We start from the raw sequence: 14,740 nt of genomic DNA, 5'->3' as shown, positions 1-14,740 counted from the left end.
TCAGTTCCCTTCCTGGATGGTGACGTTGCTGAAGGTGCCGTCGATCTCGACCACCAGGCGGGCGCCCGGCAGGTCGGTGTTGTAGCTGCTCTCCCTGGTGGAGATGCCGCTGCGGTGGTTGGCGCCTTCGTGGATGTTGCCCATTGTCATGTCCGCTTTGATGTCCACGGGGACGTTGTCGGGGATGGTCACCGTGACGTTGCTTGCCGTGATTTTCAAGGGAACCACGACGTCGGATGGCAGCGGGGCGGCGACCTTCAGATTCGTGAGGTCCACAGTCCCGCGGCCGGCAGTGACGTCGAAGCCGTCCCTGGCCTGCTCAATGCTGGCGGGCGTCCAGTCCACCTGGGTGAAGCGGACCCTGTCACCGTTGCCCACCACGTTGAAGATGCCGCCGATGATCAGTGCCACCACTGCGAAGAAGCCGAGGATCCCTGAGGTCCTGCCGCGCAGTCCGGCGATGAGGATGCCGATGCCCAGGACCGCCGCGGCGCTGGCCCAGACGATGGCGTTGGCGGAGTCGCCGAGGTTGATGACGTTGCCGGCGTCGAGGGCTTTGAGCCCGCCGCCCCCCAGGAGTGCCGTCCCGGCGGTAATTGCCACTGCGGGGGCTCCGGGGCCGGCCGGGCGGACCTTGGGTGGGCGCGCCGGGCCCTGTGGCGGCTGGTAGCCGCCGCCGTAGTTGCCGCCGCCATAGTTGCCTCCGCCCGGGAAGCCGCCGCTGCCGTAGGGCGGGGTGGGGCCGGAAGGCGGTGTGGGCGTGTAGGGAGGGGTTCCGGCAGAGCCGGTGTCGGTAGCAGAGTAGGGCGAGGTGTAGGGGGTGGTGGGGTAGGCGGCCGCGTAGGCGGCGTTTCCGCCGGATCCGGCCGGCTGCGGGGTGGCGTTCATGAGTGCTCCGTTCCGGGCCTTGTTGCGCTGGGTCAGGTAGTAGATGAGGTAGATGGCGCCGCCCACCCAGAAGACGGTCCAGATGAATCCACCGAAGCCGTTCCGGCTCCAGCCCCAGAAGCCGCCGCCGAGACCGGTAAGGCCCACCACGGTGGTGATCAGCGCACCGGTCATGCCGGTGGACCACCGTCCTGCGCCGGCCTCCTGGACGTGGATGCGGCCGTCAGGCTCGGGGAGGAACGCCCAGGCCAGGCCGTAGAGCAGGACGCCAATGCCGGCGAAGAGGGTGAGGACGATGAAGATGCCGCGGACAATCAGCGGGTCGATGCCCATCCGGTGTGCGATGCCGCTGGAGACACCGCCGATCCAGCGGTCACGTCCGCGCTGGATGCCGTGGCTCCGGATCCAGGGGAAGAAGTCAGTGGACTGGCCTGGTGCTTTGGCGCTGGTGTAAGGGCCTGCATACGGGCCGGACTGCTGGCCGTAGGGCGGCTGTTGCGGTGCATCCTGCGTCGCGTCCTGCGGCGGGGCCGGGGGCGCGTCCTGCGAGGCGTCCGGACCAGGCGTCAGGGGTTTGGTGGGCTGTTCTGCTCCGCGGGGAGGGAGTGGCTCGGTGGGCTGTTCGCTTCCGCGGGGAGGGAGTGGTTCCGTGGGTTGTCCGTCATCGGGGGTGGGGGTGTGCGAGTTCATACTTTGATCCTGCCGTCCCGGGCTGTCCCGCTCTACTGGGGAACACCCTGAACCGTCCCTGAGTTACCCCCGGTTCAGGCCCGGATCCGGTCCGGGGAACCCTGATCCGTGCTTGGATTGACACATGAGCACAGCCCTTACCCGCCCACCGCTGGTCCGCAGCAGCGACCGGATCATCGCGGGCGTGTGCTCCGGCCTCGCGGCGCATCTGGGCTGGCCGGTGAAGAATGTCCGGATCGGCATGGCGCTCGCAACCCTCGCCGGCGGTGCCGGGCTGGCCTTCTACGCGTGGCTGTGGATCATGGTGCCCACTGCTGACGAAAGCGCCCGGCGCAACGCCAGGCGGCCGGCGTCGCCCATCGCCCCCGCCGTCAGCCTCGTGCCGCCCGTGCGGATTGACCCGGCATTCGGTGCTGCGCCGCCCGCGGGCCAGGCCGCGGGCGCGCCACTCTGGGGCATGCCCGACGCCGGCGCTGCCGCCCCCGCCGCTGCCTACGCTGCCGGGGCGGGGCCAGCCAACAGCTACGGCACCGCGGCGGTGCCGCTTGGCCCCTCTGCGGCTGGCTACGGTCCGCCCCTGGCGGGCCAGGCTGGCAGGCCGCCGTGGTTCCGGTTCCGCAGCATGCGGTATGGCAAGGAGATCCTGCTGGGCGCCGGGCTCCTCCTGGTGGCGGGAATCCTGATCGCGCAGCTCCTGGGCGTCGACGTGCCCTTGGGGACCCTCATTCCTGCTGCGGCCGTGCTGGGCGGCGCCGCCATCGCCTGGATGCAGCTGGACGAGACCCGCCGTGCCGGTCTGCTGGACAAAACCAAGGCCGACCAGGCCGGCGGCTGGGCACGCCTCGCTGCGGGGCTCGCGTTGGTGGTCGCCGGCGTGCTGGTGATGGTGTCCGGCTCCGGATCATGGGAACAGACCTGGCTGGCGCTGCTCGCTTCGGTGGCGGTGCTGGGCGGCGTCGTCCTGGTGCTCCTCCCGTGGGCACTCAAATTCTGGCGGGACCTGGAATCAGAGCGCGCCGGCAGGGTCCGCGAAACGGAACGGGCCGAGATCGCTGCCCACCTGCACGACTCCGTGCTGCAGACCCTTGCCCTGATCCAGCGGCGGGCCGGCAACGAACACGACGTGGTCCGCCTGGCCCGGGCCCAGGAACGTGAACTCCGGGGCTGGCTGTTCCAGGACCCGGGCCGCGACGCAGGCCAGCTCTCGGAACGGATCAAGGCAACCGCGGCCGAGGTGGAGGACTTCCTGGGCAACGCCGTGGAGGTGGTGAGCGTCGGGGACACGGCCATGACCGAAGCCCACGAAGCCTTGGTCCAGGCCAGCCGCGAGGCGATGCTGAACGCCTCCAGGCACGGCGGCGGGTCCGTCTCGGTATACGTTGAGGTCTCGGAGGGCCGCGCCGAGGTCTTCGTCAAGGACCGCGGACCGGGCTTCGAACTCAACGACGTGCCGGAGGACAGGCTGGGTGTCCGGGAATCGATCATCGGACGCATGAAGCGCCACGGCGGCACGGCCTCCATCACCAGCACCCCTGACGGCACTGAGGTGCGGCTGGGCCTGCCGGCGCTCCAAACGGACAATGCGGAAGGGAAATCATGAGCAACGTACAGGGGACCGGACCCATCCGCCCCGCGCAGCCGGTCCGGGTGGTGATCGTGGACGACCACGCCATCTTCCGTTCCGGCCTCAAGGCTGACCTTGACGCGAGCATCCAGGTGGTGGGCGAGGCCGCCACGGTGGAGCAGGCCATTGCCGTGATCGCCCAGGAGCGTCCGGAAGTGGTGCTGCTCGATGTGCACCTGCCCGGCGGCCTCGGCGGCGGCGGGCGCGAAGTCATCGCCGGTTCCGCCGCGCTCCTGGGGTCCACCAAGTTCCTGGCACTCAGTGTCTCGGACGCGGCCGAGGACGTTGTGGCGGTCATCCGGGCAGGGGCGCGGGGGTATGTCACCAAGACCATCTCCGGAGCCGAAATCACCGACGCCGTCTTCCGGGTGGCGGGCGGCGACGCCGTCTTTTCGCCCCGGCTGGCAGGCTTTGTGCTGGACGCCTTCGGCACCGCCCCGGCAGACATTGCCGATGACGAGCTGGACCGGCTGTCCGCCCGCGAGCTGGAAGTCATGCGCCTCATCGCCCGCGGCTACAGCTACAAGGAAGTGGCCAAGGAACTGTTCATCAGCATCAAGACCGTGGAGACCCACGTGTCAGCGGTGCTGCGCAAACTCCAGCTCTCCAGCCGGCACGAGCTCACCAAGTGGGCCGCCGAACGCCGCCTCCTCTAACCCCCAACGCCCTATCACTTGACGCGGCTTTTTCCCCAACCATCTCTCACTTGATGCGGCTTTTTCCACGACGCTCTATCACTTGATGCGGCTTAAACCGGAACGCTCTATCACTCTCCAAAGGAAAGTGGTAGAGCGTTCCGGTTTTTCCTGCAGGAAGTGAGAGAGCGTGCCTACTTGGCCTTGCCCAGGAAGTCCTGGAGCCGGGCTACGCCGGTGGCCAGGTCGTCGTCGCCCAGGGCGTAGGAGAGGCGCAGGTAGCCGGAGGGGCCGAAAGCCTCGCCCGGCACCACAGCCACCTCAACCTCGTCCAGGATCAGGGTGGCCAGCTCAGCGGAGGTCGACGGCGTGGCGCTGCCCGCCGCCGTCGGGAATTCCTTCCCCAGCAGCCCGCGGACGTCCGCGTAGACGTAGAAGGCACCCTTCGGCGTCGGGCATTCCACACCGTCGATGGCGTTCAGCCCGGCGACGATCGCCTTGCGGCGGCGGTCAAAGGCAACCTTCATGTCATCAACGGCCGTGAGCGGACCGGAGACGGCGGCAAGGGCCGCGATCTGCATGATGTTGGAGACATTGGACGTGGCGTGGGACTGCAGGTTGGTGGCAGCCTTGATGACGTCGGCCGGGCCGATCATCCAGCCCACGCGCCAGCCGGTCATGGCGTAGGTTTTGGCGACGCCGTTGAGGATCACTACTTTGTCGCCCAGTTCAGGGGCGGCGGTGGCGATGGACGTGAAGGGGACGCCGTCGTAGGTCAGGTGCTCGTAGATTTCGTCGGTGACCACCCAGAGGCCCTTGGCTGCGGCCCATTTGCCGATCTCGGCGACCTGCTCGGGGGAGTAAACCGAACCCGTGGGGTTGGACGGCGAGACGAACAGCAGGATCTTGGTGCGGTCCGTGAGCGCCGCTTCAAGCTGGTCCACTGTGACGAGGTAATCCTGTTCCGGACCGGCGAAGACCTCAACCGGGACACCGCCGGCGAGCCTGATGGCCTCCGGGTACGTGGTCCAGAACGGTGTGGGAACAATCACTTCGTCGCCCGGATCCACCAGCGTGGCGAACGTGTTGTACACGGCCTGCTTGCCGCCGTTGGTCACCAGCACTTGGGACGCGTCCACGGCATAGCCGGAATCCCGGAGGGTCTTCTCGGCAATGGCCTTCTTCAGCTCCGGCAGGCCGCCGGCGGGGGAGTAGCGGTGGTACTTGGGCTGGCTGGCGGCCTCAATCGACGCCTGGACGATGTAGTCCGGGGTGGGGAAGTCCGGTTCGCCTGCGCCGAAGCCAATGACCGGCCGGCCGGCTGCCTTCAGCGCCTTGGCCTTGGCGTCAACGGCCAGGGTTGCGGATTCGGCAATGGCGGAAATGCGCTGGGAAACGCGGGCGGCAGACATGGCAGGGTCCGTTCTTCGCTTGCAGCTCGATGGCTGAATGGTGGAATTCGACGTGATCTACTCTATGCTGTTCACCGGATCGTTCGGGTTGCCGGATTGGATTTATGACTGCAGGTCAGGTCACCAATTCCAGGGGCGCGAAGGGCCCGGAATGAGGCTGGTTCGACGAACACGAAGTTGTTGCGTAGACTGGTTCTCCGGTGTTGAAAACACGGATGATGGCGTGCGCCCCAGTGCAAACTGCGGAAGTTTCGTCAGGTGCGGTTTTTGATCCATAGGGTAGTGGCGCAATTGGTAGCGCAGCGGTCTCCAAAACCGCAGGTTGCAGGTTCGAGTCCTGTCTGCCCTGCGCAAGCTGTTCCGGCGGAATGCCGGAGCAAGCGCAGCAACCATGGTCTGATCAGGACCGGGTAATCCAACATTGCAAAGATGAGTGAGGACCAGGTGACCGAAACAGCTGCCAGCAGCTCCAAGGGCCGCCCAGCTAAGAAGGCCGCCAAGGCAAACTTCTTCGCTCGCATTGCACTTTTCGTCCGCCAGATCATCGGCGAACTGAAGAAGGTTGTTGCACCAACCCGCAAGGAACTGATCAATTACACACTGGTGGTGCTGGTGTTCGTGGCCATCATGATGGTCATCGTCAGCCTGCTGGACATCGGTTTTGGAACCGCTGTCAGCTGGGTCTTCGGCGGGATAGCCCCCGGGGACCGCTAAGGCGAATCGTCCGCAGGCTGCGTGGTCTGGTCCGGGTAAACCGGAGGAAGCCACGTCAGCGTGCGGAATTGAGCCATTTAAATAGGCATGTTAGGCAATGAGGAAGCAGGAGACCAAGTGTCTGAGCAGGAGCTCGAGGTAACCGAGACTGAGCTGGAAGAGTCCACGGACGTCACGGCAGAAGCCGGTGAAGAGTCTGAGGTTGAGTCCGCTGCGTCCGAATCCGACTTCGCCGATTCTGACGACGCTGATGATTCCGACGATGACTCTGACGCTTCAGAGGCAGACGTTGACGGCGACGACTCCGACGAAGCGTCGGAAGAGGCCGACGCCCTCGCCGCTGCGGCCGCCAAGGCAGAGGTTGATCCCGCTGAGGAATTCAAGGCCAAACTGCGCCGCCAGGAGGGTGACTGGTACGTCATCCACTCCTACGCTGGTTACGAAAACCGCGTAAAGGCCAACCTTGAGACCCGCATCCAGACCCTGGACATGGAAGAGTTCATCTTCGAAATCCAGGTGCCGATGGAAGAAGTCGTTGAGATCAAGAACGCCCAGCGCAAGGTCATCAACCGCGTCCGCATCCCCGGCTACGTCCTGGTCCGCATGGACCTGACGGACGCCTCCTGGGGCGCCGTCCGCCACACCCCCGGCGTCACCGGCTTCGTGGGCAACGCCCACAACCCCGTGCCGCTGCGCCTCGATGAGGTCTTCTCCATGCTCGCCCCGGTCTTCGAAGAAGAGCAGGCCGAGAAGGGCAAGCCGGTCAAGCACGCTGCCACCCCGGTTGACGTCGACTTCGAGGTTGGCGAATCCGTCATCGTCAAGGAAGGTCCGTTCGAGACCCTTCCGGCCACGATCTCCGAGATCAAGGTGGAATCCCAGACCCTCGTGGTGCTGGTCTCCATCTTCGAGCGCGAAACCCCGGTCACCCTGGCGTTCAACCAGGTCACCAAGATCTAGCACCACGCACAGAATTCGCTCCGGCGCTGCCCGCTTAGCAGTTCCGGAACGGCCGGCCGCCTCGCCATGGCGGCCAAAAACCTGAGGCACGCTCCTGTGTCCCAGGACGTTATTGAGAGAAGGACCCTACATTGGCTCCCAAGAAGAAGGTCACCGGCCTCATCAAGCTGCAGATCCAGGCAGGTGCCGCTAACCCGGCTCCGCCGATCGGTCCTGCGCTTGGCCAGCACGGTGTCAACATCATGGAATTCTGCAAGGCGTACAACGCTGCCACAGAAGCCCAGCGCGGAAACGTCATCCCCGTGGAAATCACGGTTTACGAAGACCGTTCATTCACGTTCATCACCAAGACCCCGCCGGCTGCAGAGCTCATCAAGAAGGCTGCAGGCGTTGCCAAGGGTTCACCCACGCCGCACACCGTCAAGGTTGCCAAGCTGACGCAGGCCCAGGTCAACGAGATCGCCACCACCAAGATGGAAGACCTCAACGCCACCAGCCTCGAAGGCGCAGCGAAGATCATCGCCGGCACCGCCCGCTCCATGGGTATCACCGTCGAGGGCTAAGAGCCTTCACCCGCCGGGCGACCGGCACCACTGAAACATTAAAATGTTGGGATTCCATGCCGGATTCCCGACTGTGGCAGGGCCCAGCGCGGTCCGCAGACCACAACTGCACAAGGAGAAGTAAGCAGCATGGCAAAGCGCAGCAAAGCATATGAGGCAGCAGCCGCCAAGATCGACGCGGAGAAGTTCTACGCGCCGTTCGAGGCAGTGACGCTCGCCAAGGACACCAACCCGTCCAAGTTCGACGCCACCGTTGAGGTTGCCTTCCGCCTGGGCGTTGACCCTCGTAAGGCTGACCAGATGGTCCGCGGCACGGTCAACCTGCCCCACGGCACCGGCAAGGTCGCCCGCGTCCTCGTTTTCGCAACGGGCGACAAGGCAGAAGCAGCAATCGCTGCCGGCGCCGACTTCGTTGGTTCCGATGACCTGATCGAAAAGATCGCCGCCGGCTGGACCGACTTCGACGCAGCCGTAGCCACCCCTGACCTCATGGGCAAGGTTGGCCGTCTTGGTAAGGTGCTGGGTCCCCGTAACCTGATGCCGAACCCGAAGACCGGCACGGTCACCCCGGATGTCGCCAAGGCTGTCAACGACATCAAGGGCGGCAAGATCGACTTCCGCGTCGACAAGCACTCGAACCTGCACTTCATCATCGGCAAGGTTTCCTTCGACGCCATCAAGCTGGCCGAGAACTACGCAGCAGCACTGGAAGAGGTCCTTCGCCTGAAGCCGTCCGCTTCCAAGGGCCGCTACATCCAGAAGGCCACCGTGGCCACCACGTTCGGTCCGGGCATCTCCGTTGACCCCAACGTCACCAAGGTACTGACCGAGGTCTAATCCTCAACAGCGCCTGCCGGCTCCGTCCGGCATATACATGGGAACCGTCCGGCTTTGCGCCGGGCGGTTCCTTTGCTTAACCCCTTCCCTCGACTAAATCGCACCGATGGCTAGGCTGGGGGCATGACCGACCTGGCCATCACCGCCGTTCGTATCCCGGAAACGCCCGACGGCGGCGGTTCCGGCGGCGGGGAACGCCCGGACAGTGCCGCGGACTTCCACGCCTGCCAGGCCCTCCGCGAAGCCCACGAGCTTCAGAAGTGGGGCGACCTGGACCGTTGCCTCACCCCGGCGGAAGCCATGGAATTCTGGCGGGGCAATGAGTATGAGGAGCGGCAGCTCTACATCGCGAGGCTGGGCACGGAGCTGGTGGGCATGTGCTCAGTCACGCTGCCGCTGCGTGAAAACACCTCCACGGCCGGGATCGATGTCCTGGTGACCCCCGCGCACAGGCGCCGCGGGTGGGGGCGCCGCCTGCTGGAGTATGCAGAGTCCGTGGCCGTGGGGCGGGGACGCACGTCGCTGGACTCCTATTGCGAGATCCCGCTGGAGCTGGTGGAGCGTTCGGCCGGATTGCTTCCGGCCAAATCAGGTGCCGGCGGACTCCCGCGGGACGAGGCCTCAACCGCCTTCGCGTCCGGGGCCGGATATGAGCTGGAGCAGGTGGAGAGGTCCAGCCGCCTCGCGTTGCCCGTGCCGCCGGAGCATCTGGAAATGCTTGCGGCTGAGGCGTCCGCCTTTGCGCGGGACTACACGATGGTTGCCTGGGCAGAGTCGTGCCCTGACGAATTCGTTGCGGAGTATGCCATCCTGAAGGCCCGGATGAGCACGGACGTTCCCACCGCCGGATTGGACTGGGGCGCCGAGGATTGGGACATCGCGCGTGTCCGGGATGAGGAGCGGACGCTTGCCCGCAGCGGCGTCCAGGTCCAGGTCGCCGCCGCGGTGCACAGTGCGTCCGGCGGACTTGCGGCGTACACGGTCCTGAATTGGCGCCCGGACATGCCGGCAACCGTGATCCAGCAGGATACGTTGGTGTCCGCGGAGCACCGGGGACACCGCCTGGGAATGCTGGTCAAACTCGCGAACCTGCGTCTGGCGCAGCAGCGGTGGCCCGCCGCGCGGTCGGTCCTTACATGGAATGCCAACGAAAACCAGCATATGCTGGCGATAAATATTTCGCTTGGATTCAAGCCTGCTGGCTATGAAGGTGAGTGGCAGAAACGGCTGGGATGATGCCCCTTATGGCAAACGACGTGAAGATCGAGCAGCTTTTTATCCCGGATTCGCTGGACTCGCCGGACGCAGCGGACTTCCTTGCCGCCGTCGAGGTGGGGCGCAAAGTCCGGATGCAGACCTGGGGGAGCGACGACCTGGCGTACGCGCCCCTGGAGAAACTGCTGGAGCTCGAGGACCCCTACGAACGCCAGATCATCCTGGTGGCCAAGGTCGACGGTGAAATCGTGGGTACGGTGGACATCGCCCTGCCGCTGACGGACAACCTTGACCTCGCCGAATTCACGCTGGACATCCTGCCCGAATTCCAGCGGCAGGGCGTTGGCCGGAAGCTGCTGCTCGCCGCCGAACACCTGGCGCGGGCCGAGGGCCGGACGATGATCCTGGTGGACACCAACCACCCCGGTGCGTCGCTGCATGAGTTTGAGAAAGCCCAGCTCGTGCCCGGCTCGGGGCAGGGCTTTGTGCCGCTGGAGAGCCGTGAGGTCGAGTTCGCCCGGAAAACCGGGTACACGCTGCAGCACATTGAACAGTTCAGTTCCTGCGCCTTGCCGCTGGACACCAAGCTAGTCGCGGACCTGCAAGTGGAAGCCGACGAAGCCAACAACGGGCGGTACCGCCTGCATCACTGGACAGACCGTTGCCCGGACCAGTGGCTGGAGGCGGTGGCCGTGCTGGAAAACCAGGCGGGCGCCGACGTCGACCCTTCGCTGGAGACTCCTGTTGAGCAGGACATGGTGTTCGACGGCGGCATCCTCCGCGAGGCCGAAGAGGCCACCATTGCGCAGGGCCGGCAGACAGTGGTTACCGCCGTCGAACACCTCGCCACCGGCGCACTGGTGGGCCTGACCACCATCACCGTCCTGGCTCACCGGGCAGACGTTGTGTTCCAGGACGACACCCTGGTGCTGCAGGAACACCGCGGGAACAAGCTGGGGCTGCTGATCAAGGTGGCCAACATGGAGCGGCTGACTGAACAGTTCCCCGACGCCAGGGTCATCTATACCTGGAACGCGCCGGAGAACAGGTACCTCCTGACCGTCAACAAACAGCTGGGGTTCACCACGGCGGGCGTGACGGGCATCTGGCAAAAGGAACTCCCGCACCTGGGTGCCAGCAAGAGTTGAGCTCCGCAGTGCTCGATTTGGTAGAGGGGCGGCCCGTCCCGTAAGCTTGAACTACCAAAGACCGTCGGTTGTTGGAAATCCACTCTCCTGAACACAGCTCAACTCTGTAGTTTGTGCGCTGGAGGTCAAGTGGTTTTCTGGACGAAGGACCCTGAACGTAGGGCGGCCGGCGCAGGTGAACGAAGCAAAGCTCCACGGTTTGAAACTGTGTTGAGCCAAGCCCCGTGCATCTGCGCGGGGCGTTTTTAGTTTTAGCTCACCTGGAGCGGGGACCGTCGAATACCGGCACTATCCCCGGAAGGAGGGTTATGGCAACGCCTGCAAAGGTTTCAGCAGTAGCTGAGATCACTAACGATTTCAAGGAATCGAACGCCGCTGTCCTGACCGAATACCGTGGGCTCACTGTTGCACAGCTCAAGCAGCTGCGTGTTTCTCTCGGCCAGGACACCAAGTTCTCGGTCGTCAAGAACACCCTGACCGCCATTGCAGCCAAGGAAGCTGGTGTCGAAGCATTCGACGGCCAGCTCGCCGGCCCCACTGCAATCGCGTTCATCAAGGGTGACGCAGTTGCAGCGGCCAAGAGCCTGACGGATTTTGCCAAGACCAACAAGCAGCTGGTTATCAAGACCGGTTACTTCGAGGGCAAGGCACTGAACGCCAGCGAAGTTGCTGCCCTGGCAGCACTCGAGTCCCGCGAGCTGCAGCTCGCCAAGGTTGCAGGAATCCTCAAGGCTCCTGCTGCCGCCGCTGCACGCATCATTGACGCCCTGCGCCTCAAGCTTGAAGAAGAGAACGGTGCACCGGCAGCTGCCGAAGCGCCCGCCGCTGAAGAAGCCCCGGCCGCAGAAGCAGCAGAGACCGAAGCTCCGGCCGAGGCCGCAGCCACCGAAGAGAACTAACTCTTCTTCAAACCAGACTCCGGTGTGAAGGCAATGGCCCAGGCCGCCAAGCACCACCTATAGGAAGGACGCCACACCATGGCGAAGCTCACCAACGAAGAGCTCATTGAAGCTTTCAAGGAACTGACCATCATCGAGCTCTCCGAGTTCGTCAAGCTCTTCGAAGAGACCTTCGAAGTTACCGCTGCTGCCGTAGCCGTTGCAGGCCCGGCCGCTGCTGCTGAAGAAGCCGAAGAGAAGACCGACTTCGACGTCGTCCTCGAATCTGCTGGCGAAAAGAAGATCGCAGTGATCAAGGAAGTTCGCGCAATCACTTCCCTGGGCCTGAAGGAAGCAAAGGACCTGGTTGACAGCGCTCCCAAGGCTGTCCTCGAAGGTGCAACCAAGGAAGCTGCCGAGAAGGCCAAGGAGCAGCTCGAGGCTGCCGGCGCCACTGTTACCCTCAAGTAACACTCGCTTTCCAACAGGAAACCCCGTCCACTTCGGTGGACGGGGTTTCCTGCTTTTAACCCAAGTACCTAAATGGGGTTGGGGTCCGAGATGTCCGCGACCACGGCGTCCAGCGCCGAGGTGAGGGCATCCGCGTCCACAAAGGCGCTGTAGCCATGCTGCCCGGCGCCCATGGAGATACGACGCCCGGTGATGGTCCGGTCGGCGTACACGGGCCAGGCCTTCGTGCTGCCTAGCGGCGTGATGGTGCCGCGTTCATACCCTGTGGCGTCCAGCGCGACGTCGGCCGGCGGCAGCGACAGCTTGTTGACCCCCACCAAACCCCGGAGCTTGGGCCAGGAGATCTGCCGGTCACCGGGTATCAGGGCGAACAGGAAGCTGCCGTCCTTGTGCTTGACCACCAGGGATTTCACGATGTCCGCCGGGGTGATGCCGAGGATGCCCGCCGCCTCCTCCAGGCTGTGGGCGGCCAGCCGTTCCACTATTTCGACGTCGAGGCCCCGCGCTGCGGCGTCGGCGAGGAATCGTGCCCTGCCGCCGCCGTCGGCCGCTTCCGCAGAGGGAGCCATCAGTCCCGGTAGAGCAGGAGCGCTTCGCCCTGCCCTCCGCCGCCGCACAGCGAGACCGCCGCTTTGCCGCTCCCGCGCCGTTTGAGTTCATGCGCGGCATGCAGGGCCAGCCGGGCTCCGGAAGCGCCAATAGGGTGGCCCAGCGCGATGGCGCCGCCATGGATGTTGCACTTCTCCAGCGGGTAGTCCAGGTCCTTCAGCGACTGCACCGCCACGGAACCGAAGGCTTCGTTGATCTCGATGAAGTCCAGGTCGGCCGTGCTCCAGCCGGCCCTGTCAAGGGCGCTCTGGATAGCGTGGGACGGCTGCGAGTGAAGCGAATTATCAGGACCCGCCACCTGGCCGGGCTTCCCGACGACGGCGAGGTACTCCAGGCCGTTGTCTTCCGCGAACTTCCGCGACGTGAGCACAAGTGCGGAGGCGCCGTCGGACAGGGGAGAGGAATTGCCGGCGGTGATGGTGCCGTCCGTGACAAAGGCGGCTTTGAGGCCTGCCAGCGTTTCGACGGAAGTGTTCGGCCGCACGCCTTCGTCGGTGGAGACAACAAGGGGGTCGCCCTTGCGCTGCTTGACGCTGATGGGTGCGATCTCGTCGTCGAAAACGCCGTTCTTCTCGGCCAGCGCGGCGCGCTGGTGCGACTGGGCTGCGACGTTGTCCTGCGATGTCCGGTCGATGCCGAGGGCGAGGTTCCGAGTCTCGGTGGAGAGCCCCATGGACTGGCCGTCGAAGGCGTCAGTAAGTCCGTCGTGCGCCGCGACATCGAGGGCCTGGATCGCGCCGTACGTCCAGCCCTGGCGGGAGCCGGGCAGCAGGTGCGGCGCGCGTGTCATGGATTCCTGTCCGCCGGCCACCACTACCGTGGCGTCACCGCTGCGGATGAGGCGGGCCGCATCGATGACGGCGGTCAGGCCGGACAGGCACACCTTGTTGATGGTGACCGTCGGGACATTCCAGCCGATGCCGGCTGCGATGGCGCTTTGCCGGGCAGGGTTCTGGCCCGCCCCGGCCTGCAGTACCTGACCCATGATTACCGCGTCGACGCGGCCGGCATCCACACCGCTGGCCGCGATGGCGGACTTGATGGCGTGGGCCCCGAGTTCGACGGCGGTGAAGCTCGCCAGTTGCCCGTTCAGCCGGCCCTGTGGGGTCCGCGCCGCTGCAAGGATGACAACGTCAGTGTTGTCTGTGGAGTTGCCCATTGTTATCTCTCCCGATCTGAAACGATGTAGGCCAAGGCTACCGTGAGCTTCCTCACCTAATTATCCAAACGCCGGCCGGGGCGGGGCAATTCCATCTGGCCGCGGCAGGGGAGAACTACCCATCCCCGCAACGTGCACGACGGCGGACGCCTCAGTAGGGTGGACGGCGGGCACTTACGCGCAAGGACAGTCCGTCCGCTGTGCGACACACACTTCGCATACAGGGAGCAGCATCGTGAAAAGAATCCTCGCCGCGGCGGCTTTCGCCAGCCTCGCCGGGCTGACTGCCTGCTCCGTTTCTACCCCTGCTCCCGATACCTCGACGCTGACGTCCAGCCCCGCACCTTCGCAGCCGACGCCGTCGCGCTCTTCCGACGCCCCGGCTCCCCAGGCGGGAGGGGTCAAGGCCGCCTGCGAGCAGTTCAACGCGCTCTACGCTGAGTACAAGGCCATCCAGGGTGACGCCAACGCTTACGAAGACATCTACTTCGCCGCCCAGGACGCCAAAGATGCAGTCTCCGGCAACCAAAAGGGCCTGTTTACGTCCCTCAGCGTCCTGTCCCTGGACCGATCTTCGGCGGTTCAAAGCGGCGGCGAGGTGGATCAGGCGTCAAAGGATCTGGTCCGTGACGCGGTCTTCGCCAACGCCCAGGAGTGCACTGCCGAGGGCGTTACGCTCCGGCTCTGAGGCGGTCTGTTGAACAAAAAAGATGGGTCTTGCAATAACGCACGATGTGGGGTAGACACGTAATCGGTTTTGCCGTATCGTAGATATTTGCGTCTTCCCTGTTTACCTTCAGCCTTCATATAGCGGTGGGCTTTGCCTGGCAGCTGACCATCAACGTGCCGTCAACAACGTCATTGTATGGGCAGCGCGGGCCCCGGGTCATATAGCGGAACCGGATTGGTAGCACTGCGGAGTCATTCTGCAGGGTGC

Annotated in this window: 15 protein-coding genes and 1 tRNA gene; 12 read left to right on the top strand and 4 right to left on the bottom strand. The window is 64.8% G+C overall.

Annotated features, from left to right (window positions below):
* Entirely contained in the window at positions 1-1,578 is a 1,578-nt protein-coding gene (locus tag ABV518_RS02640; RefSeq protein WP_367765240.1) for a PspC domain-containing protein, read from the bottom strand.
* Between the two features lie 124 nt (positions 1,579-1,702).
* On the opposite strand from ABV518_RS02640, the gene ABV518_RS02635 reads away from it, so the two are divergent.
* Positions 1,703-3,178, top strand: coding sequence for a PspC domain-containing protein (locus tag ABV518_RS02635; protein ID WP_367765239.1), 1,476 nt, complete (start codon positions 1,703-1,705; stop codon positions 3,176-3,178).
* Positions 3,175-3,858 carry a LuxR C-terminal-related transcriptional regulator gene (locus tag ABV518_RS02630; RefSeq protein ID WP_367765238.1) on the top strand — a complete coding sequence of 228 codons (684 nt, stop codon included), beginning with the start codon at positions 3,175-3,177 and terminating at the stop codon, positions 3,856-3,858. Before ABV518_RS02635 ends, ABV518_RS02630 begins: the two co-directional genes overlap by 4 nt.
* A gap of 173 nt (positions 3,859-4,031) precedes the next feature.
* On the opposite strand, the gene ABV518_RS02625 is transcribed toward ABV518_RS02630, so the two are convergent.
* Positions 4,032-5,249, bottom strand: coding sequence for a pyridoxal phosphate-dependent aminotransferase (locus tag ABV518_RS02625; RefSeq protein ID WP_367765237.1), 1,218 nt, complete (start codon positions 5,247-5,249; stop codon positions 4,032-4,034).
* Between the two features lie 276 nt (positions 5,250-5,525).
* Here ABV518_RS02625 and ABV518_RS02620 point away from each other — a divergent pair.
* The 9 genes from ABV518_RS02620 (at position 5,526) to rplL (ending at position 12,035) form a co-directional block, all read left to right on the top strand.
* Positions 5,526-5,598, top strand: a tRNA-Trp gene (locus ABV518_RS02620).
* A gap of 80 nt (positions 5,599-5,678) precedes the next feature.
* Positions 5,679-5,963: a preprotein translocase subunit SecE gene (secE, locus tag ABV518_RS02615; RefSeq protein WP_310161201.1), complete on the top strand. Its 285-nt coding sequence runs from the start codon at positions 5,679-5,681 to the stop codon at positions 5,961-5,963.
* 117 nt (positions 5,964-6,080) lie between these two features.
* Positions 6,081-6,923, top strand: coding sequence for a transcription termination/antitermination protein NusG (gene nusG / locus ABV518_RS02610; protein ID WP_367765236.1), 843 nt, complete (start codon positions 6,081-6,083; stop codon positions 6,921-6,923).
* Positions 6,924-7,054: 131 nt separating this feature from the next.
* Entirely contained in the window at positions 7,055-7,486 is a 432-nt protein-coding gene (rplK, locus tag ABV518_RS02605) for a 50S ribosomal protein L11 (RefSeq protein ID WP_024365990.1), read from the top strand.
* 129 nt (positions 7,487-7,615) lie between these two features.
* Positions 7,616-8,323 carry a 50S ribosomal protein L1 gene (gene rplA, locus ABV518_RS02600; protein WP_131131289.1) on the top strand — a complete coding sequence of 236 codons (708 nt, stop codon included), beginning with the start codon at positions 7,616-7,618 and terminating at the stop codon, positions 8,321-8,323.
* A gap of 123 nt (positions 8,324-8,446) precedes the next feature.
* Positions 8,447-9,559, top strand: coding sequence for a GNAT family N-acetyltransferase (locus ABV518_RS02595; RefSeq protein ID WP_367765235.1), 1,113 nt, complete (start codon positions 8,447-8,449; stop codon positions 9,557-9,559).
* 8 nt (positions 9,560-9,567) lie between these two features.
* A complete protein-coding gene (locus ABV518_RS02590) occupies positions 9,568-10,686 on the top strand; it encodes a GNAT family N-acetyltransferase (protein ID WP_367765234.1) in 1,119 nt (372 codons plus the stop codon).
* A gap of 308 nt (positions 10,687-10,994) precedes the next feature.
* On the top strand, positions 10,995-11,585 hold the full coding sequence (gene rplJ / locus ABV518_RS02585) for a 50S ribosomal protein L10 (protein WP_028269591.1): 591 nt from the start codon (positions 10,995-10,997) through the stop codon (positions 11,583-11,585).
* 78 nt (positions 11,586-11,663) lie between these two features.
* On the top strand, positions 11,664-12,035 hold the full coding sequence (rplL, locus tag ABV518_RS02580) for a 50S ribosomal protein L7/L12 (protein ID WP_050684404.1): 372 nt from the start codon (positions 11,664-11,666) through the stop codon (positions 12,033-12,035).
* Positions 12,036-12,103: 68 nt separating this feature from the next.
* On the opposite strand, the gene ABV518_RS02575 is transcribed toward rplL, so the two are convergent.
* Together ABV518_RS02575 and ABV518_RS02570 are read right to left on the bottom strand one after the other, a co-directional pair.
* Positions 12,104-12,604, bottom strand: coding sequence for an aminoacyl-tRNA deacylase (locus tag ABV518_RS02575; RefSeq protein ID WP_367765233.1), 501 nt, complete (start codon positions 12,602-12,604; stop codon positions 12,104-12,106).
* Complete coding sequence (locus ABV518_RS02570; protein WP_367765232.1) at positions 12,604-13,803, bottom strand: acetyl-CoA C-acetyltransferase; 1,200 nt, start codon at positions 13,801-13,803, stop codon at positions 12,604-12,606. Before ABV518_RS02570 ends, ABV518_RS02575 begins: the two co-directional genes overlap by 1 nt.
* Positions 13,804-14,038: 235 nt before the next feature.
* Between ABV518_RS02570 and ABV518_RS02565 the strand changes: the two genes are divergently transcribed.
* Entirely contained in the window at positions 14,039-14,491 is a 453-nt protein-coding gene (locus ABV518_RS02565) for a hypothetical protein (RefSeq protein WP_367765231.1), read from the top strand.
* The last annotated feature ends 249 nt before the right edge of the window (positions 14,492-14,740 follow it).

Source organism: Arthrobacter sp. HS15c (assembly GCF_040812005.1).
Classification (GTDB): Bacteria; Actinomycetota; Actinomycetes; order Actinomycetales; family Micrococcaceae; genus Arthrobacter.
Note: the sequence above shows the minus strand (reverse complement) of the source record. Positions and strands in the feature narration are given on the sequence as shown.